Source organism: Micromonospora humida (genome assembly GCF_016901255.1).
In the GTDB taxonomy this organism is placed as follows: domain Bacteria; phylum Actinomycetota; class Actinomycetes; order Mycobacteriales; family Micromonosporaceae; genus Micromonospora; species Micromonospora wenchangensis.
This window is the reverse complement of sequence record NZ_JAFEUC010000005.1, coordinates 125,770-147,853: the sequence shown is the minus strand read 5'-3', so window position 1 is coordinate 147,853 and position 22,084 is coordinate 125,770. Positions and strand designations below refer to the sequence as shown.

The following is a 22,084-nucleotide window of genomic DNA, read 5'->3' as shown; positions in this document are numbered from 1 at the left end:
CATGATGGATAGTTCGTCTGCGGACGCGTCGAGGGTGACCCGTCGCGGCCTGCTCGGCGGTGCCGCCGCCGTCTCCGCCGCCCTGCTGGCCGGCTGCGGTGGGGGCGACGACCCGAGCACCCCCGCCGTCGGGCGACCCCGGCGTGGCGGCCGGCTGCGGGCGGCGTTCGCCGGCGGCGGCGTCAACGAGACGTTGGACCCGCACCTGGCCAACCTGTTCAACGAGGCGTCCCGGGCCAAGGCGATGTTCGACAAGCTCGCCGACTACGGCCCCGACGTCTCCATCCGGCCGCGCCTCGCCGAACGCTGGGAACCCGACAGCGACCTCACCCGCTGGCGGATCAGCCTGCGGGAGGCGACGTTCCACGACGGGCGGCCGGTCCGCGCCGCCGACGTGCTGTACAGCTACGCCAGGATCACCGACCCGAAGAAGGCGTACCGGGCCAGGGCCAGCCTCGGCCTGCTCGACCTGCGCCGCAGCCGCGCCATCGACGACCGGACCGTGGAACTGGCCCTCACCCGCCCCTTCGCCGAGTTCCCCAACGCCCTGGCCGCGTTCGGCGCGTACATCGTCCCCGAGGGCACCGACAGCTTCACCCGGCCCGTCGGATCCGGGCCGTTCACCTTCGACTCCTGGCAGCCCGGCCGGTCACTGCTGCTCAAACGCTACGACGGTTACTGGGAGGGCGCAGCCCACCTCGACGAGCTGGAATACCTGATCAGCAATGAGGAGTCGGCCCGGGTCAACGCCCTGCTCGCCGGGCAGGTGGAGTACGCCCACGACATCACCCCCACCACCGCCCGCACCCACGCCGGCAGCACCCGGCTGACCGTCACCCGGATGCCGAACAGCACCATGCAGTCCTTCGCCATGAAGGTCGACCGGCCGCCGTTCGACAACCGGGACCTCCGCGAGGCCATGTTCCTGCTCACCGACCGCCGACAGCTCGTCGACACCGTCCTCGCCGGGTCCGGGCAGATCGGCAACGACCTGTTCGGCAAGGGCTACCAGCACTACGCCGACGACATCCCCCAACGCACCCACGACCTCGACCGGGCCCGCTTCCTGATCGACAAGGCCGACGCCCGGGGCCTGCGGATACGCCTCGACACCGCCTCGGTGGCCAGCGGCTTCGTCGAGGCCGCCAGCATCCTCACCGACCAGGCCAGACAGGCCGGCCTGGTCATCGACACCGCGCTGGGCAACAAGGACACCTACTGGAAGGACATCCTCGACACCGGAGTGCTGGCCTCGTACCGCTCCGGCGCCATGCCCATCGAGACGCACATCTCCCAGCGGCTGCTGACCAGCTCCACCACCAACGCGACCCGGTGGACCCGCCCCGACTTCGACACCCTCTACACCCGGGCCGTCTCCAGCACCGACGAGGCCACCCGCCGGCAGGCGTACGGCGACATGCAACGCGTCCTGCACGCCGAGGGCGGCTTCCTGATCTGGGGTTTCGCCGACTTCCTCGTCGCCACCGCACCCCGCGTCGGTGGCGTGTCCGCCCAGGCACCGGCCAACACCCTCGACTGGGCCCGCTTCGACAAGGTCTGGCTGGGGTGAGCCTGCCCCGCTACGCCGCCGGGCGGCTGCTGCTCGGCCTCGGGCAGGTCGCCGGGATCACCACCATCGTGTTCGTGCTCACCGAGGCGCTGCCCGGTGACGCCGCCGTGGTGATCGCCGGCGACCAGCCCGACCCGGCCCGGATCGCGGCCGTCCGGCAACAGCTGGACCTCGACCGGCCGGCCTGGCAGCGCTACCTCGACTGGCTGACCGACCTGCTCCACGGCGACCTCGGCGTGTCACTGATCTCGGGACGACCGATCGTCGACCGGCTCGCCGACAGCGCAGGCGTCACCCTGCTGCTGGCGGCGGTGACCCTGCTCGTGCTCGTACCGCTCGCCGTCGCCCTGGGCATGCTGGCGGCCCGCCGGGAGGGGGGACCACTGGACCGGACGGTGTCCGCGGTGTCGGTCGCCCTGTACGCGGTGCCGGAGTTCGCCCTGGCGATCCTGCTCGTCGCCGTGTTCGGCGTCCGCCTCGGCTGGCTGCCACCCACCGCGTTCGGCGCCGACCTGCTCGCCCAGCCGTCGGTGCTCGTACTGCCCCTGCTCGTGCTGCTCGCCCGACCGGTCTGCACCATCAGCCGACTCACCCGCGCCGGCCTGCTCGACGCGCTACGCGCCGAGCACCTCCGCCACGCCCGCCGCCTCGGCATCACCGGCGGCCGGCTCTGGCTGCGCCACGCCCTGCCCGACGCCCTGGCACCGGTCGTGCAGCAACTCGCCCGCACCACCGACTGGCTACTCGGCGGGGTCATCGTCGTCGAGGCGGTGTTCGTCATCCCCGGACTCGGCACCGCCCTGGTCGACGCCGTGTCCACCCGCGACGTGCCCACCGTGCAGGCACTGTGCGTCCTCGTCGCCGTCACCACGGTGCTGGTGAACCTGGCCGCCGACCTGGTGGCGTTCCGCCTCGCCCCGCGTACCCCGGTGGGCCGATGAGGCGGCTGCGCACCCTGACCGTGGCGGCGCTGCTCAGCGTGCCGCTCGGCCTGGCCGTGGGCGGGCCGCTGCTGGCCGGGGAGCCGGCCGGCCGCACGTTTCCGTTCACCGACGACGGGCCGCTGGGCACCGACTTCGTCGGCCGCGACGTCGGCCAGCAGGTCCTGCTCGGCGGCCGGTCCGTGGTCGCCGTCGCCGTCGCCGCGACGCTGCTGGCGTACCTCGTCGGGGTGCCGCTCGGGTTGCTGGCCGCGTCGACCCGCCGCCGGTGGGTCGACGAACTGCTCATGCGCCCACTGGACCTGGCGCTGGCCGTGCCGTCACTGCTGCTGCTGATCCTGCTGGCCGCCACCGCACCGCCCGGACCGCTCACCCTGGTCGGGATCGTCGCGCTGATCGGGCTGCCGGAGATCACCCGGATCACCCGGGCAACCGCGCTGCCGCTGGCCCACGGGCCGGCCATGGAGGCGATGCGCCTGTACCGCGAGACCTGGTGGCGACGTGGCCCCGGCTATGTCGCCACCGGCATCCGCCGGGTCCTGCTCGCCGACGTCGGCGTCCGGTTCGTCGGCGCGACGTACCTGGTGGCCACCGCCAGCTTCCTGGGCATCGGCGTGGCACCCGACGCCGCCGACTGGGCGGTCATGGTGGACCGCAACCGCGCCGGACTGTTCCTGCAACCCTGGGCCGTCGCCGTCCCCGCCGCCCTGCTCATCTGCCTGGCCGTCGGCCTCAACCTGGCCACTGATCAGATGCTGGTCAGCCGCCGCACCGACCCCCCGCCCCGGCCCGCGCCCCGAACGACTGCCCCCCGCCCGCCGACACCCGGCACCCTCCTTGAGGTACGGGACCTGACCGTCACCAGCGGCGACACCCGCCTGGTCGACGGCGTCTCCTTCGCTCTGCCCGCCGGGAAGATCCTCGCCGTCGTCGGCGCCTCCGGCAGCGGCAAGACCACCACCGGCCGGGCCCTGCTCGGCGACGTCGTCCACACCGGCACCGTCACCCTGGCCGGCGCGCCCGTCACCACCCGCACCCCGCCACCGCCCGGCAGCGTCGGCTACGTCCCCCAGCAACCCGGTGCCGCACTGCACCCGGTACGCCGCATCGGTGCCGTGCTCGACGAGATCGCCCGGCACCACACGCCCGGCACCGGCCGCAGCGCCCGCCGACGCGCCGTGACCGCCGTCCTCGACCGGGTCAGCCTGCCCACCGACCGCCGGTTCCTACGCCGTTTCCCGCACCAGCTCTCCGGCGGTCAGCAGCAACGCCTCGTCATCGCCCACGCCCTGCTCGCCCACGCCGTCCTGCTCATCGCCGACGAACCCACCACCGGGCAGGACGCCCTCACCCGCACCGACGTCGCCCGGGAACTCACCACCCTCGCCCGCGACGGCATCGCCGTGCTCCTGCTCAGCCACGACCTGCACCTCGTGCGCGCCGTCGCCGACCAGATTCTCGTGCTGCACCGGGGAGCCGCCGTCGAGTACGGCACCGCCGCCGACGTCCTCGCCACCCCCCGACACCGGCACGCCCGGGACCTGCTCGCCGCGCCACCGCACCCGCCGTCGACGGCGACCCGGCAGGACCGGCCGCTGCTGCACGTCGCCGGTCTGATCGCCGCCCACCGCGACGGCGGCCGACGACGTGACGTGCTCCACGACGTCACCCTGACCGTCCCCGCCGGGCGGTGCCTGGCCGTGGTCGGCCGCTCCGGCAGCGGCAAGACCACCCTCGCCCGCTGCCTCGCCGGCCTGCACCCCACCCGCACCGGCCTGGTGACCCTCGACGGGCAACCCCTCGCCGGGCACCTTGACCGCCGCCGCCCCGACGAACTCGCCGCCATCCAGTACGTGTTCCAGGACGCCCGCGCCAGCTTCGACCCCCACCGGACCGTCCTCGACCAGACGGCCGCCCCCGCGCGACGCCTCCACGACGCCCCACCGGCGCAGGCCCGCCGCACCGCCCTGGACCTGCTCGCCCGGGTGGGCCTCACCGAACCCACGGTCACCCGACGCCCCGACCGGCTCTCCGGCGGCGAGCTGCACCGCGCCGCACTCGCCCGGGCCCTGGCCAGCCGGCCCCGGGTGCTCATCTGCGACGAGACGACCGCCGGGCTCGACCGGCTCACCCAGCACGGCATCCTCACCCTCCTCGACGAACTGCGGCACAGCCTCCGGCTGACCGTCGTGGTGATCAGCCACGACCGGGACGTGGTCGCGCACCTCGCCGATCACATCGTCGTTCTCGACAACGGAACCGTCGTCGACCACGGCCTTGCCGAGGATCTGCTCCACCACGCGCAGCACCCGCTGACCCGCGCCCTGCTGCACCCCCACCCGGCGGACGACACCGCACCCACCCATCCGTGACCGGAGGAACCATGCCGCACCACCGACAGCGCGTCGGCCCGTACGAGGTCCAGATCGCCGGCGCCCGGCACGTCGACGGGGCGCGCAGCGTCATGCTGGACACCTTCTACCGCGACTTCGGCTTCGGCTACCGGCCCGAATGGCACGCCGACGTCATCGACCTCGACGGCACCTACCTCACCCCCGACCGGCACGCCCTGTTCGTCGCGACCAAGGGTGACGAGGTCGTGGGCACCACCGCGGTACGCGCCGCCGCGCCCAAGAGCCCACCCCACCCACGTTTCCTCGCCGAGCGCTACCCCGACGACACCACCGCGCAGCTGTTCCGGGTCTACGTGCGGCCCGGACACCGACGGTGCGGTCTCGCCCGGGCACTGGTCGGCCTCGCCGTCGACTTCGTCACCCGGCAACCCCGCTACCGTGCGCTCTACCTACACACCGACACCCGCGTCGCCGGTGCCGAACCGTTCTGGCGGAGCCTGGCGACGCCGGTCCACGACGCGCGTGACGGCCACGACGCCACCTGCCAGACCGTCCACTTCGAGATTCCGCTGCCCGGCCGCCACCGGTAGCCGCCCGTCGTACCCGGGCGTACCGCATCCGTCGCGGACGGCTTGACCTGGAGCGCGCTCCAGGTGGCAGGGTCGACGCCATGGCAGGCGACAGGGGAGCGGCCCGGCTGGTGCTGGGGACGATGAACTACGGCACGACCGTGGACCGGGACCGCGCGTTCGCGCTGCTGGACAGGTTCGTGGAGCTGGGCGGGGAGTGGCTCGACACGGCCAACTGTTACGCGTTCTGGTCCGACCCGACCGGTCTCGGCGGGGCGAGCGAGCGGGTGATCGGGGCGTGGCTGAGGGCCCGGCCGGACGGGCGGGCCCGGGTGCGGATCGCGACGAAGGTCCGGTACGACCCACTGGTGGCGCACCGCTGGCCCGAGTCCGCCGAGGGACTGTCGGCCGGGGCGGTCGAGGCGGGCGTCGCCGGCAGCCTGTCCCGGCTGGGCGTCGACACGGTCGACCTGCTGTGGGCACACGGCGAGGACCGCAACGTGCCGCTCGCCGAGACCGTGACCGCCTTCGGCGCGCTCGTCAGCAGGGGGACCGTGCGCCGGGTGGGGGCGGCCAACCACGCCTCGTGGCGCATCGAGCAGGCCCGCGCCCTGGCCCGCAACCAGGGGGTGGCCCAGTGGTCGGCGCTGCAACTGCGGCACTCGCTGGCGCAACCCCGACCCGGTGCCGCGTTGCCCGACCAGGGTCACAAACTTCTCGCCGCCGACGACCTCGACTACGCGCACACCGAGGGTCTGGACGTGTGGGCCTACACCCCGTTGATCAACGGTGGTTACGTGCGCCCCGACAAGCCCCTCCCCGAGGCGTACGACCACCCGGGGACGAGCCGGGTCCTCGGTGTGCTCGACGAGATCACCGTCGAGACGGGAGCGACGCGCAACCAGGTGGTGCTCGCCTGGCTGCTGCGGCAGGGCATCCGGCCCATCGTCGGCGTCAGCAGCCTCGCGCAGCTCGACGAGGCCGTCGACGCGGTGGACGTGCCGCTGGACGACGGCCAACTGGCCCGGCTGGCGGCCGCCCGCTGAACAGCAACGGGAGGTATCGGGTGGATCGTCGTCCGCCGAGCCGGTGCCGCCGTCGGGCGACGGCGGCACCGGCCGTTCCGGCGGCCCTCAGGTGGTGACGGTGGCCAGCGGCTTCAGGCCGTAGGTGCGGGCGTAGCCGTTCTCGGTGCCCACGAGCAGGTCGACGACCTCGAAGTAGCGGTCCCAGAAGGGGGTCTCGCGCAAGGCGTCGATCAGCAGCCGGTAGGCGTCGTGGTCGTCCGCCTCCCAGACCCAGATGTCGGTGACCCGCGCCGAGTAGAACTCCGTGTCGTAGAAGCGCGAGCGGACACCGCGGGTGCGGGCCTCGATGACGGGCAGAACGTGGGTGGTGAAGGCCCGGACGCGTTCGTCCACGGTCATCGCCAGCCACTCGGGGGTGGTTTTGACCAGCATGAAAGCGGTGACCGGCGGCCCGGTTCGGTCAGCGGACATTGACGGCCCCCGGCGTGGTGCGGACGGCGGGCCGGAGCGTCCGGGCGCACCACTGCGCGAACGCGGTGGCCGGCCCCGCCTGCGGTGAGCGGTCGACGCCCGCGTCCAGGCCCTCGTCCTTGGCGCGTTTCATGTCGACCATGGCCTCGACGAACGCCTCGTTGAGGCCGTAGCCGAGCATGGTGGAGCGCAGGTCGTCGAGCGACTGACGCCGGTAGCGGACCGGACGACCCAGTTCCTCGGTCATGATGCGGGCCAGGTCGTCGGGCGAGAGGTCCTGCGGGCCGAGCACCGGGACGTCGCCCACACCGGTCCAGGAGCGCTCCAGCAGCAGCGTGGCCGCGGCGGCGGCGATGTCGGCGACGGCGACCATGGGGGCGCGACGGTCCGGGGCGACGGTGTCGGTGAAGACGCCGTCGGCGCGGATCGCGTCGACCTCCTCCAGCAGGTTCTCGTAGAAGGACGGGCAGGCCAGGGCACGGTAGGCGACGCCGGAGCCGGCGATCAGGTCGTCCATGGCCAGGGAGGCGGTGACCAGCCCGGCCCGGGCGGCCTGCGGGGTGCCACGGCCGAGCGCCGAGACGCCGACAACGTGGCCGACGCCGTGGGCGGCGAAAGCACGCGCGGCCGGGCGGGTGAAGCCGCTGTAGGCCTCGTCGGGCGGGACGGAGGCGTCCGGGGGCACCAGCCAGAACACGGCGTCCGCACCGGCGAAGGCACGTTCGACGGTCGCGGCGTCGCCGTGCGAGCCGACGACCACCTCGACCCGTTCACGGACGTCTTCGGGTAGCCGGGCCGGATCCCGGACGACGACACGCAACTCCTCGCGGCCTGTGGGAGCGGCCTCGATCAGCAGCGACAGCAGGTGCCGCCCGATGTTCCCGGTGGGGCCGGTAATCACGATCATGAAACCTCGATTGTCGGATCGGCAGGACCCACTCATCGTGCGGACGGGCACCGCATTGCCACAATGGGAACTTCAGCATCCAATCATTGCCTGAGGTGGAATAACTACGGTGAGCAGCCCACCCCCGAGCCTCGATGCCAACCTCGCCATCGCTCTCGACGCCCTACTGACCGAGCAGAGCGTCACCCGCGCCGCCGCGCGGCTACAGACCTCCCCCGCGGCGATGAGCCGTACCCTGGCCCGGTTGCGCCGGGTACTCCGGGATCCACTCCTGGTCCGGGCCGGACAGCGGATGGTGCCCACGCCGCGCGCCGAGGCGCTGCGCGACGAGGCCGCCGCGGTGGTACGCCGGCTGGAGGCGTTGCTCGCCCCGAGCGGCGGAATCGATCCCGCGGCACTGCGGCGCACCTTCACCGTCCAGGCCGCGGACCTGGTCGGTGCCGCAGTCGCGCCCGGGCTGCTCCGGTTCGCCCGACAGCGGGCGCCGGGCGTTTCGCTGCGGGTGCTGGCCGAGGAGTGGGAGGCGGGCCCCGCGCTGCGTGACGGACGGATCGACCTGGAAGTCGGGGCCATCGACCACGTCGACCCGGAGACCCACGTCGAAGAACTCGTCACCCTGCGGATGGCGGCCGGTGTCAGGGCCGGGCACCCACTCACCGAGGGAACCCTGACGGCCGCCCGGCTCGCGGCGGCCGAGCACGTGGCGGTCAGCCGTCGCGGACGCTTCAGCGGACCGCTGGACACGGCCCTGGCCGCGCAGGGGCTCAGCCGGCGGGTCGGCGCCGTCCTGCCCGGACACCTGGCCGCGATGATGCTGGCCGCAGCCGAGGACGTGGTCTGCCTGGTGCCGACCGCACTGCCGGGTGAACCTTCGTCACGGCTCAGCGACGCGGCGCACACGCTGGGGCTGCGCCTGTTGGACATTCCGTTGCCGCTGCCACCGCTGACGATCGGCATGGCCTGGCACCCGCGGCACAGCGTCGACGGTGCCCACCAGTGGCTGCGTGCCGCCGTGCGTCACGTGTTCCGCCCCGACCGAGAGGAATAGGACCTGGGTATCAGGCCGCGTACGTGCCCGCGCTGTCGGCGGGTGCGGACGTGGCCGATCACCGGTGGCGGCGGGACATCCACTGCCAGAGGTGGGTGCCGTCGACGCTCGGGTCGTTGCGGGCCACGTAGATCCAGGAGAAGTGGCCGGGGAACTGGTAGCCGTTCCAGACGACGTGGTCGTACAGGGTGATCAGTGAGCCCGGGATGAGGTCGTGGGCGTGGACCGTGTTGGTCTCCGGTGGCACGGTGTCGTCGTCGCGCGAGGTGACCAGCCAGGTCGGGGTGTCGATCGCCGCCAGCTCCGCGTCGGTGACCAGCGGCGGACCCTCGCCACCGAGCGGCTCGACGACGCCGCAGATCGGCACCGACGCGGCGAACAGGTCGGGGTAGGCGACTGTCATCTTCAGGGACATGTAGCCGCCGTTGCTGCAGCCGACCACGTGGATCCGGTCGGGGTCGACGTGCTCACGACGGACGAGGTCGTCGACGATGTCGCGGATCAGCGGGGCGAACCGGGGACCGTCCTCCATCCAGTAGGAGGTGCTCTGCGGGGCCACGACGTACGCGCCGGCGAAGATCCGTTGGGCCTGCGGGGTGGCGAAACCCAACGCGCCCCGGTTGGCGCGCAGCGTGGTCTCGTTGTCGTAGTAGCCGTCGGGCAGGGAGGCGCCCTCGCCGGCGCCGTGCAGCCAGAGGATCAGCGGTCGCCGGCCCCGACCCGGTGAACGCTTCGGGGAGTACAACCGGTACTTCATGCCCGACCCCGAGACGTGGTGGCTGAAGGCGTCCACCTCGGGGTTCGACAGCCGCCCCTGCACGAAGCCGGTGATGGTGACGGGTGGGCCGTGACGCCGCAGGAGCGGGGTGTTCTGCGTGATGGTGTAGACGAGGTCCAGCCGGACGTTGCGCCCCTTGCTCAGGATGTAACCGAGGGTGCCACCGCCGAGTTGACCCTCGCCGTGGCTCAGGTCGAGCACGATGTTCCCGTGCCGGTCGAGCCGGGCTGCGGTCACCGTACGGTCCAGGTCGTACTCGCTGAAGATCAGGTCGCCCGGAGCGATGGGGATCGGGCTGGTGGCCCGGGCATGCACGGTGAACGTGTCGGGGTGCAGCCCGGCGGGGTCGATCGGCCCGAGCCGGCGGGTGTCGAGAGTGACCGAGGTGACCTGTTCGCCGCCGTCCAGCGTCGTCGCGTCGAGGGTGAAGCTGACACTGGTCAGGTGGTGGCCCTTGGCGGCGTGGGCGGCGGGGCCGGGCAGCGCGAGGCCGATGGCGGCGCCGGCGCCACCGGCCAGGACGGTGCGGCGAGTGACCGACGCGGACATGCGACCCCCGACAACTACGTAGACATCTGTCGATAGAGGGTCAACCTAGCGTCGGGGAGATCCGCTGGCAACCGGTGTGCGGCGCCTCCACCACTCGCTCCGTCCGCAGCGGCGCGTCCGCGAGCACCTGCCAGCCCGCACCGGGCACCCGGCCCGCTCGGCGTCGCCGGTTCCCCGTCGGCCTCCTCCAGCATGGCGACCATCCCTCGCATCGGCGACAGGGCGTCCGCGCCGGCACGTTCGACCACCGGCAGCACCCGCGTCGGGATCGGGTACGGCCACGGCCTGCGTCGCCAGGGCCTGCACCACCATGCCGCCGATGTGGTGCGCCACCACGTCGTGCAGCTCCCGCGAGGTCGTCGTCGTGGCCTAGCGGTACCTGGCGCAGGGAACAGGCCGGGACACCCGACGGTGGGTCAGGGGACGACCGGCCCCGACCCGGACTTAGGTGGCTGCCCCGCCCGGCTGCTCCGGGCGGGCTGACGCCTCGGGCTGCTGCCGGGCCGCCAGGGTGACCAGCGCGTCCAGCAGCGCGGGTGTCACGGGTTCGCCCGTCACGAGCACCCGGAAGTGGATCGGCCCGACCACCTGGTCGACGAGCAGGTCGACGTCCGCGTCGGCGGGCAGTTCGCCCCGGCTGGCCGCCCGGTCGAACGGCACGCGGTCGCGGGCGCGCAGCCGTGGCAGAACCTCCGCACGTAGCCGGGTGGCCAGTTCGGGGTCGTGCTGGGCCTGACCGGCCAGGGCCCGGAACACCGCGCCCGAGTCGGACACCTCCAGGAAGCGGACCAGCTCATCGAGGTGGGCGCGCAGGTCGGTGCGGAAGGCGCCGGTGTCGGGCAGGGTGAGTTCCTGGGCGCTGTCGGCGGTGAACGCGTCGACCAGGATGTCGGTCTTGGAGCGCCACCACCGGTAGATCGTCTGCTTGGCGACGCCGGCCCGGGCGGCGATGCCCTCGATGGTGACCCTGGCGTAGCCGATCTCGGCGACGAGGTCGTCCGCCGCCTGGAGCACGGCCTCGCGGGCCGCCTCGCTGCGGCCGTGCCGGTTGCCGCGATGCATCGAGCGCTCCTTTCCCGTGAGGTGTCTCCCGGGTGATCCACGTCTTCCGAGACGCTACAAGACCCACGTCTTCCCTAGACGCAACGTTGCGTCTAACCTACCTTCCATGACGACGACACTGCACGACCCGGCGGTCCGCGACCTGATCGACCGGCTGTTCACCGAGGCCGAGCGCGACGACGAGCGCTCGCCGGGTCGGCCCGCACCCACGGCCACCGCCCGGGAACGTGCCGATCTGCTCGAAGACGTCTACATGCCGATCTCGGCCCGGGGCGGTGACCTGCTCTACGCCCTGGTCCGCGCGGTCCGACCGCAGACGGTGGTCGAGTTCGGCACCTCGTACGGGATCTCGACGCTCCACCTCGCCGCAGCCGTGCGCGACAACGGGGTCGGGCACGTCACGACGACCGAGCTCAGCGCGACCAAGGTGAAGGCGGCCCGCGCCAACCTGGAGGAGGCCGGATTGAGCGACGTCGTGACCGTGCTCGAGGGCGACGCGCTGACCACCCTCGGCACGGTCGGCGGTCCGATCGGCCTGGCGCTGCTCGACGGCTGGAAGGAGATGTGCCTGCCCGTCCTGCGTCTGCTCGAGGCGCGGCTCGCCCCGGGTGCCCTGGTTGTCGGCGACGACTCCACGTTCGAATCGATGAGCGACTACGTCGCCTACGTCCGCGACCCGGACAACGGCTACGTCAGCGTCGACTTCCCGGTCGAGGACGGCATGGAACTCAGCTGCTGGACGGGCCGCTGACCAGGGAACCGGGGTGGCCGGGGTCAGTCCGGCGGCGCGGTGCCCGGTGAGATCGCGTCCCGGACGCACGCGGCCAGGAGATCGAACGCGACCGCACTCATGAGCTGGTCGGCGATGACGGCGTCGAACAGGCCGTCCTTGTTGCCGAAGTAGCCGTACACCTGGGCCTTGTTCGTGCGGGCCGTGGCCGTGTTGCGGTCGATGCGGGCTCCGGCGATGCCTCGTTCGGCGAACTCGGCGGCGGCGTCCAGGATGCGGCGGCCGGCGGCTGCGCCTTTGGCGGTCACGGTGCTCAGTCGTACCCCCGGCAAGGCCGACGACGCCCGTGAGCTCGGCGCTGTCGATCTGCTCGTCACCACCGACGACGCCCAGCTCGCGCGGGCCGCCAGCCGCTTCGACCTCATCCTGGACACCATCTGCGGCCCGCACGACCTGTCGCCGTTGCTGCGGTTGCTGACCCTGGAGGGCACCCTCAGCGTGCTGGGCTTCCCCATGCAGACGCCGGTGAACCTCATGGAGCTGAGCTTCGGTCGCAAGAAACTCAGCTCCTCGGGCACCGGCGGCACCAGGCACACGACCGAACTGCTGTCCTTCGCCGCCGAGCACGGCATCACCGCCGACATCGAACTGCTGCCCTCCGCCCAGATCCGGCAGGCCTTCGACCGGCTCGAACGCGGCGACGTCCGCTACCGCTTCGTGCTGGACCTCGCCGACCTCGACTGAGACACCACCGACGCCGGCGGAGCCGCGCCCGCGCCGGCCGCCGAGGGGTTCCACCCGTCGGCCGCCGCCCGGGGGCGGGACACCGCGGCACGCCTGACCGTGGCAGTGGTGCGGGCGCAGGCGCCGTTCCTCGCGCGGCCAGACGTGCGGCTCGCCAATCTCATCCCACGGTCCGGTGCCCGGTGGCAGGAGCGCGCCCGGCCAGCGCGGTGATGAACGTGACGATCTCGTCAGGGTTCTCCTCGGCCATGAAGTGGCCGCTGGTGGTGGCCTGGTAGGTGAGGTCCGGCGCCCAGGCGCGCCAGAGCGCGGAGGCGTCGAAGCCGAGCTGGGCGCCCCAGTCCTGGGAGATGACACCGACGGGCATCGTGAGGTGTGCGCCGCGTTCCCGGTCGGCGATGTCCATGTCGAGGTCGATGCCGGCCGTCGCGCGGTAGTCGGCCACGATCGAGTCGATGGCGGCGACGGAGCTGTCGACGTAGTGGTCGCGCTCGTCGCGGGTGAAGGTGGTGCCGGTGGGGTCCCAGGCGTCGAGGAAGGAGCCGAAGAACTCGGGACCGACGGCGGCGATCATCTTCTCGGGGAGGCCGGCCGGCTGGGCCATGAGGTAGAGGTGCCAGGCGACCTTGGCGTCGACGCCGCGCAGGACAGCCCACGTGTCCAGGGTCGGCAGGACGTCGAGGATGCCGAGGTAGCGCACCGCCTCGGGGTGGTCGAGGCCGGCGCGGACGGCGACGAGAGCACCGCGGTCGTGGCCGATGAGCCCGAAGTGGTCGAAGCCGAGCTGACGGGTGATGGCGATCACGTCGTTGCCCATCGTGCGCTTGGAGTAGGTGTCCGGGTCGTCGGCGACGGGCTTGCCGCTGGCTCCGTAACCGCGCAGGTCGGGAACGATGACGGTGTGGTCGGTCGCGAGCTTCCCGGCGACGTGACGCCACATGTAGTGGGTCTGCGGGAAGCCGTGGAGCAGCACGACGGCCGGCCCCCGGCCGCCGACGGCGACGTTGAGTTCCACGCCGCCGGCGCCGGCGAGCGTGCGGTAGGTGACGTTGTCGATCACGAATGCTGTGGTCACGATTCCTCCTGGATCGGGTCGGTGGTGCGGGTTTCGGGATGGCCGGAGAAGAGGCCGGCGGGCAACGTGGTGACGCTGTCAGCGGAGGCGACGAGCGCCGGGATGATCACGGTGTCCACGAGTGCGGACAGGTAGGCGTCGTCGACCGCGAGCCCGTTCGCGTGCCGGAGCAGCAGCACCGATCCGACGACCTCCTCGAAGGCGAACGGGCTCGCGCCGGCGGGCAGTTCGCCGCGGGCGACGGCGGCGTCGATGACCGCCTGCGGCAGCCTGGCCCCCGTGGGGCCCGTGGAGTTCTCGATGGCGTCGCACAGTTCGGGGTCCTTCAGCCCGGCCTGCAGCAGCATCAACGCGGTGCCGGTGTCGCCGGCGGCCATCGTGCGATCCAGCCGCCGGGCCAGGGTCAGCAGGTCCTCGCGCAGGGTGGCTCCCTGCGGCAGCGGGGACGTCGCGTGCCGGGCGGGTCCCGCCTTCACCGCGGCGATCACCATGTCCCGCTTGGATCCCCATCGCCGGTACAGGCTGGCCTTCGACGTCTGGCAGCGGCGGGCCACCGCCTCGAAGGTCACGTCCTCGTACCCGTCCTCGGCGAGGATCCCGAGAACGGCCATGGTGATCCGCCGCTCCAGCTCAGCGTCGCGCGGTCGGCCCCGGGTCGCTGACGACTCATTATTTCGATACGCCACGTGTCGTATCGTATCTCAGAATGTCGGGACCGTCGACGGGTGCCCCCGCCCGCCTCGTGCCCCCGGTCGTCGCCAGCGCCCGGGACCCCCGGCCTACCCGGTCACGGCCGCACGTCGGGGCGTCAGTTGCCGACGCCGAGGCTCGCCATGAAGCCCGCCGGGTAGCGGTCACCGCGCGCCGCGCCCTTCGGCACGGCCCTCTCGATCTCTTCGAGATCACCGGCCGACAGCTCCACGTCCAGCGCCGGCAACGCCTCGGCCAGCCGCTGCCGGGTACGCGCACCGACCAGCGCGACGATGGACGGGTCCTGCGCCGCCACCCACGCGATCGCCGACTGGGCCACCGTGCACCCCTTCGCGTCGGCGACCCGCCGCAACGCCTCCACCAGAGCGAGGTTGTGCGACGCGTTCTCAGCGGAGAAGCGGGGAGCATGGTTACGCGGATCTTCCGCCCGCCCCGGCACCCAGTTCCCCGACAGCAGACCACGTCCCAGCACCCCGTACGCGGTCAGCCCGATGCCCAGCTCCCGCAGCGTGGGCAGCACGTCGGCCTCGACCGCCCGCGACAGCAGCGAGTACTCGATCTGGAGGTCGGCAACCGGGTGTACGGCGTGCGCCCGCCTGACGGTCTGCGCGTCGACCTCGGACAGCCCCACGTACCGCACGTAACCGGCGTCGATCATGTCCTTGATCGCGCCGACCGTGTCCTCGATCGGCACCGACCGGTCGAGCCGGGCCGGGCGGTAGATGTCCACGTGGTCGACGCCGAGCCGGGTCAGCGAGTAGTTCAGGAAGTTGCGCACCGAATCCGGGCGGGAGTCCTGACCGGCGAACCGCATGCCCGGCCCCACCTGCTGCCCGAACTTCACACTCAGCAGGTAGCTGTCCCGGTCGCGTCCCCGCAACGCCTCCGACAACAGTAGCTCGTTGTGCCCCATGCCGTAGAAGTCGCCCGTGTCCACCAGCGTGACCCCCGCGTCCAGCGCGGCCCGTACGGTGGCGATGCTCTCCCCACGATCGGCCGGGCCGTACGTGCCCGACATGCTCATCGCCCCCAGCCCCACCGCGGAAACCGTGGGACCCGTGTCACCCAACCTGCGTGTCTGCATCGCAACTCTCCCTCGTCGGTCGATCCGGCTCCCACCCTGCTCCGCTTCCCGGCCCGCCGGCAGCGGAGCGCTTGTCGTGGGAGCGCCAATCCCTGGCTCGGTGCCCGGCCCCGCGGCAGCATGGAGGCATGCAGCGTGAGCAGCTCGCCGACTTCCTGCGGCGTCGGCGCGAGGCCATCCGCCCCGCAGAGGTCGGCATCCCCGACGGCCCCCGCCGCCGCACCGCCGGCCTGCGTCGCGAGGAGGTCGCCATGCTCGCCGGCATGTCCGTCGACTACGTCGTCCGCCTCGAACAGGGCCGCAGCAGCCAGCCGTCCACCCAGCTGCTCGGTGCCCTGGCCCGCGCCCTGCGCCTGACCGACGACGAGCGCAACCACCTGTTCCACCTGGCCGGCCACCAGCCGCCGCCCGCCGAGGGCACCGCCCGCCTGGCCCGGGCCGGCCTGGTCCGGCTGCTCGACCTGGTGGGCGACACCCCCGCCATGGTCCTGTCCGACCTCGGCGAGGTCCTGGCGCAGAACCGCATGTCGGTCCTGCTCAGCGGAGACCACACCGGGCTGACCGGCGACCGCCGCTACGTCGCCTACCGCTACTTCACCGACCCGACCGTCCGCGACCTGCACGACCCGGGGGAGTGGCAGCGGCACGCCCGCCAGCAGGTCGCCGACCTGCGCGCGGTGGCCGGCCGGCGGGCCGGCGACCCGACCGTGACCGGCCTGATCTCCCGGTTACGGGCGGCCAGCGAGGACTTCCGGCGGCTGTGGGCCGAGCACGAGGTGGCGGTACGCCGGGCCGACCGCAAGACGTTCATCCACCCGCGCGTGGGCCGCATCACGATGGACTGCGAAACCCTGGTCACCCCCGACCTCGGCCAGCAACTGCTGGTGCTGACCCCGGCCGACGCCGAAGCCCGGGAGCGGCTTGAGCTGCTGCGCGTGCTGGGAGTCGAGGAGTTCCCGACCGGCGTGCCCCACTGACGGCGATGAACGCTTCCACCCTCGACCCGGCTCGGGTGAAGCGTCTGCTCCCGAGCTAGGTCGTTCACCCGGGCGAGGTCGGGGAGGAGAAAGGTGGGCGCGTTCGCCCTGGGCGCTGAGGAGCGTGAGCAGTTCCGCGGCCTGAGGGCCGGCGTAGCCGATCTGGTGCGGGACGCGGTGTCGAACTTCGCGGCTTCGCCGGGGCCCAACTGGTTTTCCTGGTCACCGGACACGACGGTGAAGCCGTATCGCTGTACCCGGCCACAGCGCGGTGCGAGCGATTGACTCACTGCGCCGTCGTCATGTCGCGGTAGGAAAGCGGAGGTCCGAGGGAGACGTCTCGGCCTGGGCCGGCCACCGACTGGTGACGACCGTGCCCCGGGCGTTGAATGGCACCCCTCCGGACCGTGGATGTGGGTGTCGTCGAAGAATGACGCCTTCCATACGCTGAAAGTGGTAAGTAGCACCATGGCGGGGAAGTTGAACGGTGTGACCCCCGCGCACACCCCGAGTGGCGCCCGCAGGGAGTACGAGTCCACGCCGGTGGAGACCTGGTCGGACTAGGTGTCCCTGAGCAGTTCCGGGATGCCACAGGCGTACTCGATCACCTCGCGGCCTCGGATCACTTCGCCGCGCGCGTCCTCAACCGTCTTACCGTGCTCTTCACCGGGTGGGGCCGGGACACCTCGGTGAAGAACACAATGCTGCCGCTGAGGAACGTGCCACTGCCGACGGCCACCATGGCGGTCTGGTACACAATCGCGTGGGGCAGCCCGGTTGGCGGCAGCAGCCGGGACACGGCGAGTCGGTGACCGTCCATGGTGTCGGTCGGGCCATCGCCAACCGCCCGATGTCGCCGGTTGGGGGGGCCACGACCGGTTCGGCGCTGGAGGCGCCCCGTCACAGTCGTGGGTCGCCGCATCCTCCAGCAGTACCAAGCCCGCGGCGCGGCTCTCCTGGCCGGCGACGAGGTCAGATCAGGACGAGGAGGTCCATCCAACTGGTGGCAGGTTCGGCGGGGTCAGCCTCGGCGGCGGCACGGAGTCGGACGAGGCCGCGGGCGTAGACGTCGTCGGGGAGGGCGCGGAGCTTGGAGTCCGCAGCGCGGCGGAGCCCGTCGGCGTAGGCAGTCAGGGTGGGTGCGCTGCGTTGCGGCAGCGGGCGGAGCGAGACCTGGGCGAAGCCTGCCGTGGCGAAGGCCGCGCAGACCCGGTCGACGGTGGGGTAGTTGTCGACCAGCTCCGCTGTCTCGGGGAAGAACCGCACCCGCAGGTCCCGGTCGCAGCGGCCGGGGAAGGAGTTGCGAATGAGTACCGGAGCGCCTGGTTTGAGTGCCCGGCGTAGCTCGCGGGCCGATGCCTCCAGATCGTCCAGATGGTGGATCACGGAGCCGAGCCATGCCGCGTCCGCGCAGCCGTCCGGGACCGGCAGCGACTCCGCCTTCCCGTCGAGCGCCCGGATCTCCTCAGACGCAGGAATCAGCGCCCGCATCGCTGCGGCCGGCTCGACGGCCAGCACCCGGACTCCGAACCAGGCGTGGAATGCGCTCGCGAACGCTCCGGTCCCCGCACCCACGTCGAGCACCGTCATGCCAGGTGCGAGACCGGCCGCTGCGGACACCGCGGTACGCCATGCCTCCAGACCCTCCCGTGGGACCTCCCGAGCCGCCTGATAGTCGGCGGCTGCCTCGCTGTCGTAGCGTGTCTCAGCCATGCCCGTCTGCCCTCTGTGCTCCACATCCGACGTGCTGCCTACAGGTGTCGTTCAATGCCCGGACAGTCTCTCGGTGATCTCCCCGAGTTCCGCGTCTGCCTCGCCGAAGACAGCGTAGAAGAGCCAACCGCGAGGAGGAACCAGTGTGCTGGCTGCCAGCGGAAGGATGCCGTCACGGCCACTGGTCGCGAGCCGTCCCGCATCGTCCAGCAGGTGGACCAGTCGCTCGAAGTAGTCGTCGTCGCCGACCCGGACGAACGCCAGACGCAACCGCACGCCCAACTGCTGGGCGATCATCCCGGGCGAGAGACGGGCGTTGACCTCCAGCACCGGGATCAGCTCCCCCGACGCGGTGGTCATCGAGTCGACGGACAATGGCCCGTAGTAGCCCTCCGCTGCTGCGGCCCGGGCCACCGCCTCCACGCATGCGCGGTATTCCGCACGGTCGAGCCGCTGCATCAAGTGCGGCGTCGGAGACGACGAACCCCGGTAGGAGTGACCGACGTTGAGGATCTGGCGGACGCCGTGCCACACCAGTTCCCCTTCCGGGTCGATCGTCAGATGCGCGGCGAAGTCGTCGGACCGTTCGTACAGCGGCTGGACCACCAACTCGATCTTGTCCGCAGGTCGCCGACGCAGGCTGCGTTCGACCAACGCGAGTCTCGCGGGTGAGTCGAGGATGACATTGCCCTGCCCGGACACTCCGTAGGGGTCTTTGACCACGCACGGCAAGACCGCCGCCTCGCGCAGTTCCTGTAGCGAGGTGACGACCCGTCCGGAGCCTGGTAGCCCCAGCCGCGTCGACCAGGTCTTGGAGTTGACCCGCCGGACAGCGTTCAGGTCGGGCACCGCCGCGTCCAGTCCGAGGCTTCTGACCGCAGCGGTCGTCCCCGGCAGCACCGCATACGGTTCGGGTCTCGCGCCGGTGAATGCCGGCAGGCCGACGACAGCCAGGCGCTCCTCGACGGGGAGCGCCAGATCGCCGGGAACCGGCAGGTGCCGTGCACCGAAACCTGCGGCACGCATCACCTCGCCAAAGGCCGCGGGCGGCTGGTAGTGAGTCAGTAGTACGTCATCGGGTCGGCAGAGGACGGCCTGTAGCTCATCCATGCCCCGCAGCAATCGCTCGGCGTGTGGATCGCGGAGGGCTGGCAGCCGCGCCAACCCGGTGGGCCGCCACCGGTGCTCCGCGTCGCAACTGCCGAACCTGACGACCGGGTCCGTCGGGGCGACAGTCACGACGTGGGTCCGGCGTCGGGACGCAGGAAGCGGTGCTCGATACGTTCCAGGGTGCGGAAATCGTCGACGCTCACCTCTTGCAGGTCGATGGGCCTTCCGGAGAGGTCTTCGAGCAGGTAGATGAACTCCAGGAAGTCCAGGGAGTCGATGAGCCGCGCCTCGATCAGGTCCTCCGTCCGGCTGGGCTCGCGGTCGAGTTCGGGGTTCTTGGTCTGGATCCATTCGGCGATCCGCTTCACGACTGCTCCATGTTGTTTGTCGAACGGTGGGATGACGGATCTGAGGAGTCGGAGTTCGGTCACCAGCGGCGGCGGCTCACTTCCCCGGCCGGGGTGATGGTCAGTGGCCACTTGTCGACGCCGCTGGACCTTCTCCGCAGGGCTGGCCGTCGGCACGCCGCTTCGGGGCGCAGCACCGCCGCGGACGGGGTCAGTGCGCTCTGTTCCGGTTCGCTGCGATGGTTGGCCAGCCCGCGTGGGCCGTGCGGTGCGGCGAGTCGTCGCACGTACGGGACGGGGACCCGGTCGACGTCCCGGCGCGGCCGGGAAAGGATTCGCGGCGTGCGCCGGCGGGCTGCTCCAGCGCCGCGTGCAGCGGCGATCCGGTCATCGCGACCTCCCGGTCGGGACCAAGACAGCCGCGGCCGTCCCGTCTCCGCGTAGGGCGGCGAGGGCCGCGGTGAACTCCGCGCGGAAACCGGCGACGTAGGCTGCGGCCGGCTGTACCGTCCGGAGCGCGGCGCACCCGAGGCCCGCGTACCGGGCCATCTGCTCGACGTGACCCTCGGCCTCCTCTGTGGGTGCGGCGGCGGAACCTCGTGGGACTGGTCGGCGTTCACCCATCACGCTGGTCCAGGCGATCAGCGTCGCGGGCAGCGGCTGCGGCGCGTCGGTGACGGGGCTGCGCAGCACCCGGTGCGCACGTCCCGGCCAGCCGATCGAGAAGCGGTCGGTAACGACGGTGTCCTCGGGGCCGGCCTGCAGGAGCGCCGCCTTGTAGGAGGGGTGCGCGGCCGACTCGGCAGTGACCACGAACGCGGTGCCGCACAGCGCGCCGGACGCACCGGCCCGCAGGGCACCGAGCAGGTCGGTGCCGGTGGTTATCGCGCCGGCGACGAACGCCGCGGGCTCCTGGCCGTACTGGGCGAGCAGTTCGCGTATGCCCAGCGTCCCGAGGTGGTGGCCGCCGGCCTCGACGCCCTGGAGCACCACGCCGTGTGCGCCCAGTCCGGCCGCGACCGAGGCGTCGGCGGCGGTGCCCACCTGGATCAGCAGGCGGTGTCCGGCGGCCAGCACTCGTGCCGCCTCCGGCTCGGGGAGCAGGCCGTAGCTGTTCAGAAGAAGTGGCCGGTCTGCATTGGCGAGCAGCGCGCCCACCTGATCGGTGAGCAGCCGTCCGGCGACCTCGGGGATCACGTTAACCGCGAAGGTGTGTCTCGTGCGCGCGGCAGTGTCGACCACGAGTGCGGCGCTCTGCTCCGGGTTGCTCTTGTAGAGGGCGACGGTGCCGAGCGCGCCGCTGTCGCTGACCGCTGCCGCAAGCGCCGGTCCGGCGATGCCGCCCATGCCTGCCTGAATGAGTGGAAACTCGACTCCGAGGGCTCGCGCCCCCCGCTCCGCCGCCGCCATCACCCTCGCAGCCGGAACATCGGGAAGGTCAGCTACGAACATCATGGACCTGCCGTAGCGCCTTCTGTGGCGTGCCGTGCGCCTGCAACATCGCGTGTATCCAGCGTTCGACACCGAAAGCAGTGCAGCTGCTGTGTGCGACAGCGCCGGCGCTGGTGATACCGAGCCGTTCGCCGAAGAAGTTGCGGTGCCTGTTCACCGACGCGATGGCGGTGCCGTCGGAGGCGACGAACTCATACTTGACGGGGTCGAGGGCCATCAGTTTGGCCCGCGAGCCGCTCTTGTCGTAGAACGGGTCGCTCGCGGGCTGGTACGACAGTTCGATGCCGAGTCGGCCGGCCAGAGTCTCCAGCAGCTCCTTCGAGCGGGCCAGGTGTTCGCGGGCTCCCTCGGCGGTGCCGAAGTAGACGATCTCGCGCATATGGAAGCCCCAGAGGCGGCGCAGACCGTCGTAGTGGTCCTCGTTGCGGAAGCAGCGGCCGATCGAGGTCAGCCTCAGTCCTGGGCCGACGTCCTGGCTTTGCAACGAGAGCAGCAGGCCGTAGCAGGTGGCCGACGGCAGCAGGTAGCCGGTGGGTCGAACCGGCTGCTCCGCCACCGGACCCCCGGACGCCAGGGCCTCGACCGCACCGTCCGGAAAGCGGGCGGCGGTCACGCCGAGGTGCGGGAAGTTGCGGAAGTAGTCGAGCCGGGCCAGGCCCTCCGCGGGCAGAAGTGGCGGCCCGACCACTGGGGACGCGCCGAGTTCGTCGGCCATGTCGGTGAACAGGGCGTCGAGTTCGAGCAGGAGTGCGGCTCGCTGTGGTTCGAGGACGACCAGGCCGGGGCCGGGGTTCAGTAGGGTGAGTTTCCCGGCCGGGGCGGCGGGTGGTGTGCGCAGTGCCATGGGTGACCTGCTCCTGTTGA

General features: G+C 71.9%; 25 protein-coding genes and 1 pseudogene. 10 read left to right on the top strand and 16 right to left on the bottom strand.

What is annotated here, in order from left to right; all coding sequences use genetic code 11:
• Nucleotides 1-4: 4 nt before the first annotated feature.
• From JQX11_RS12485 to JQX11_RS12460, 5 genes are all read left to right on the top strand, one after another.
• On the top strand, nt 5-1,570 hold the full coding sequence (locus JQX11_RS12485; protein ID WP_204925140.1) for an ABC transporter substrate-binding protein: 1,566 nt from the start codon (nt 5-7) through the stop codon (nt 1,568-1,570).
• Complete coding sequence (locus JQX11_RS12480) at nt 1,567-2,511, top strand: ABC transporter permease (protein WP_204925139.1); 945 nt, start codon at nt 1,567-1,569, stop codon at nt 2,509-2,511. The genes JQX11_RS12485 and JQX11_RS12480 overlap by 4 nt, the downstream gene beginning before the upstream one ends.
• Nucleotides 2,508-4,883, top strand: a complete 2,376-nt coding sequence (locus JQX11_RS12470) for an ABC transporter ATP-binding protein/permease (RefSeq protein ID WP_232377763.1) — start codon at nt 2,508-2,510, stop codon at nt 4,881-4,883. The genes JQX11_RS12480 and JQX11_RS12470 overlap by 4 nt, the downstream gene beginning before the upstream one ends.
• A gap of 11 nt (nt 4,884-4,894) precedes the next feature.
• Nucleotides 4,895-5,455: a GNAT family N-acetyltransferase gene (locus tag JQX11_RS12465; RefSeq protein WP_204925138.1), complete on the top strand. Its 561-nt coding sequence runs from the start codon at nt 4,895-4,897 to the stop codon at nt 5,453-5,455.
• Between the two features lie 80 nt (nt 5,456-5,535).
• Nucleotides 5,536-6,480 carry an aldo/keto reductase gene (locus tag JQX11_RS12460; RefSeq protein ID WP_204925137.1) on the top strand — a complete coding sequence of 315 codons (945 nt, stop codon included), beginning with the start codon at nt 5,536-5,538 and terminating at the stop codon, nt 6,478-6,480.
• An 87-nt stretch (nt 6,481-6,567) separates the two neighbouring features.
• On the opposite strand, the gene JQX11_RS12455 is transcribed toward JQX11_RS12460, so the two are convergent.
• A complete protein-coding gene (locus tag JQX11_RS12455) occupies nt 6,568-6,933 on the bottom strand; it encodes a darcynin family protein (protein WP_204925136.1) in 366 nt (121 codons plus the stop codon).
• Nucleotides 6,923-7,840, bottom strand: a complete 918-nt coding sequence (locus JQX11_RS12450) for an NAD(P)H-binding protein (RefSeq protein ID WP_204925135.1) — start codon at nt 7,838-7,840, stop codon at nt 6,923-6,925. Before JQX11_RS12450 ends, JQX11_RS12455 begins: the two co-directional genes overlap by 11 nt.
• A 109-nt stretch (nt 7,841-7,949) precedes the next feature.
• Here JQX11_RS12450 and JQX11_RS12445 point away from each other — a divergent pair, with 109 nt between their 5' ends.
• Nucleotides 7,950-8,888 carry a LysR family transcriptional regulator gene (locus tag JQX11_RS12445; RefSeq protein WP_204925134.1) on the top strand — a complete coding sequence of 313 codons (939 nt, stop codon included), beginning with the start codon at nt 7,950-7,952 and terminating at the stop codon, nt 8,886-8,888.
• A gap of 58 nt (nt 8,889-8,946) precedes the next feature.
• On the opposite strand, the gene JQX11_RS12440 is transcribed toward JQX11_RS12445, so the two are convergent.
• The 3 genes from JQX11_RS12440 to JQX11_RS12430 form a co-directional block, all read right to left on the bottom strand.
• The gene (locus JQX11_RS12440) at nt 8,947-10,215 is read right to left on the bottom strand and encodes a prolyl oligopeptidase family serine peptidase (RefSeq protein WP_204925133.1); all 1,269 of its coding nucleotides are present in this window, start codon (nt 10,213-10,215) and stop codon (nt 8,947-8,949) included.
• Nucleotides 10,216-10,260: 45 nt separating this feature from the next.
• A complete protein-coding gene (locus JQX11_RS33575) occupies nt 10,261-10,560 on the bottom strand; it encodes a hypothetical protein (RefSeq protein ID WP_372444583.1) in 300 nt (99 codons plus the stop codon).
• Between the two features lie 99 nt (nt 10,561-10,659).
• Complete coding sequence (locus tag JQX11_RS12430; protein ID WP_204925131.1) at nt 10,660-11,277, bottom strand: TetR/AcrR family transcriptional regulator; 618 nt, start codon at nt 11,275-11,277, stop codon at nt 10,660-10,662.
• A 106-nt stretch (nt 11,278-11,383) separates the two neighbouring features.
• On the opposite strand from JQX11_RS12430, the gene JQX11_RS12425 reads away from it, so the two are divergent.
• Complete coding sequence (locus JQX11_RS12425) at nt 11,384-12,028, top strand: O-methyltransferase (protein WP_204925130.1); 645 nt, start codon at nt 11,384-11,386, stop codon at nt 12,026-12,028.
• Nucleotides 12,029-12,051: 23 nt separating this feature from the next.
• Here JQX11_RS12425 and JQX11_RS12420 read toward each other — a convergent pair whose 3' ends face one another.
• Nucleotides 12,052-12,315, bottom strand: coding sequence for a TetR/AcrR family transcriptional regulator (locus JQX11_RS12420; protein ID WP_307826159.1), 264 nt, complete (start codon nt 12,313-12,315; stop codon nt 12,052-12,054).
• 1 nt (nt 12,316) lies between these two features.
• On the opposite strand from JQX11_RS12420, the gene JQX11_RS12415 reads away from it, so the two are divergent.
• On the top strand, nt 12,317-12,751 hold the full coding sequence (locus JQX11_RS12415; RefSeq protein ID WP_204925129.1) for a zinc-binding dehydrogenase: 435 nt from the start codon (nt 12,317-12,319) through the stop codon (nt 12,749-12,751).
• Nucleotides 12,752-12,911: 160 nt separating this feature from the next.
• Here JQX11_RS12415 and JQX11_RS12410 read toward each other — a convergent pair whose 3' ends face one another.
• From JQX11_RS12410 to JQX11_RS12400, 3 genes are all read right to left on the bottom strand, one after another.
• On the bottom strand, nt 12,912-13,826 hold the full coding sequence (locus tag JQX11_RS12410) for an alpha/beta fold hydrolase (protein ID WP_307826158.1): 915 nt from the start codon (nt 13,824-13,826) through the stop codon (nt 12,912-12,914).
• Complete coding sequence (locus JQX11_RS12405) at nt 13,823-14,437, bottom strand: TetR/AcrR family transcriptional regulator (protein WP_204925128.1); 615 nt, start codon at nt 14,435-14,437, stop codon at nt 13,823-13,825. The genes JQX11_RS12410 and JQX11_RS12405 overlap by 4 nt, the downstream gene beginning before the upstream one ends.
• Nucleotides 14,438-14,634: 197 nt before the next feature.
• The gene (locus JQX11_RS12400; RefSeq protein WP_204925127.1) at nt 14,635-15,621 is read right to left on the bottom strand and encodes an aldo/keto reductase; all 987 of its coding nucleotides are present in this window, start codon (nt 15,619-15,621) and stop codon (nt 14,635-14,637) included.
• 128 nt (nt 15,622-15,749) lie between these two features.
• Here JQX11_RS12400 and JQX11_RS12395 point away from each other — a divergent pair, with 128 nt between their 5' ends.
• Both JQX11_RS12395 and JQX11_RS12390 read left to right on the top strand, forming a co-directional pair.
• Nucleotides 15,750-16,598: a helix-turn-helix transcriptional regulator gene (locus JQX11_RS12395; RefSeq protein ID WP_204925126.1), complete on the top strand. Its 849-nt coding sequence runs from the start codon at nt 15,750-15,752 to the stop codon at nt 16,596-16,598.
• Nucleotides 16,599-16,691: 93 nt separating this feature from the next.
• Nucleotides 16,692-16,883, top strand: a complete 192-nt coding sequence (locus JQX11_RS12390) for a hypothetical protein (RefSeq protein ID WP_204925125.1) — start codon at nt 16,692-16,694, stop codon at nt 16,881-16,883.
• A gap of 173 nt (nt 16,884-17,056) precedes the next feature.
• Here the strand turns inward: JQX11_RS12390 and JQX11_RS32335 are convergent.
• The 7 genes and pseudogenes from JQX11_RS32335 to JQX11_RS12360 form a co-directional block, all read right to left on the bottom strand.
• Nucleotides 17,057-17,260 (bottom strand): annotated as a pseudogene (locus JQX11_RS32335) (aldehyde dehydrogenase family protein); the annotation flags it as partial.
• A complete protein-coding gene (locus tag JQX11_RS12385; RefSeq protein ID WP_204925124.1) occupies nt 17,221-17,397 on the bottom strand; it encodes a hypothetical protein in 177 nt (58 codons plus the stop codon). The pseudogene JQX11_RS32335 and the gene JQX11_RS12385, both read right to left, overlap by 40 nt.
• A 173-nt stretch (nt 17,398-17,570) precedes the next feature.
• Nucleotides 17,571-18,311 carry a class I SAM-dependent methyltransferase gene (locus JQX11_RS12380; protein ID WP_204925123.1) on the bottom strand — a complete coding sequence of 247 codons (741 nt, stop codon included), beginning with the start codon at nt 18,309-18,311 and terminating at the stop codon, nt 17,571-17,573.
• A 51-nt stretch (nt 18,312-18,362) separates the two neighbouring features.
• Nucleotides 18,363-19,421 carry a hypothetical protein gene (locus tag JQX11_RS12375; protein WP_204925122.1) on the bottom strand — a complete coding sequence of 353 codons (1,059 nt, stop codon included), beginning with the start codon at nt 19,419-19,421 and terminating at the stop codon, nt 18,363-18,365.
• Nucleotides 19,422-19,546: 125 nt separating this feature from the next.
• Nucleotides 19,547-19,789: a hypothetical protein gene (locus tag JQX11_RS12370; protein ID WP_204925121.1), complete on the bottom strand. Its 243-nt coding sequence runs from the start codon at nt 19,787-19,789 to the stop codon at nt 19,547-19,549.
• 366 nt (nt 19,790-20,155) lie between these two features.
• Entirely contained in the window at nt 20,156-21,178 is a 1,023-nt protein-coding gene (locus tag JQX11_RS12365; RefSeq protein WP_269756845.1) for an NAD(P)H-dependent flavin oxidoreductase, read from the bottom strand.
• A gap of 28 nt (nt 21,179-21,206) precedes the next feature.
• Nucleotides 21,207-22,064 (bottom strand): aminoacyl--tRNA ligase-related protein, encoded by an 858-nt coding sequence (locus tag JQX11_RS12360; RefSeq protein ID WP_204925120.1) that lies wholly within the window; start codon nt 22,062-22,064, stop codon nt 21,207-21,209.
• Nucleotides 22,065-22,084: the final 20 nt, after the last annotated feature.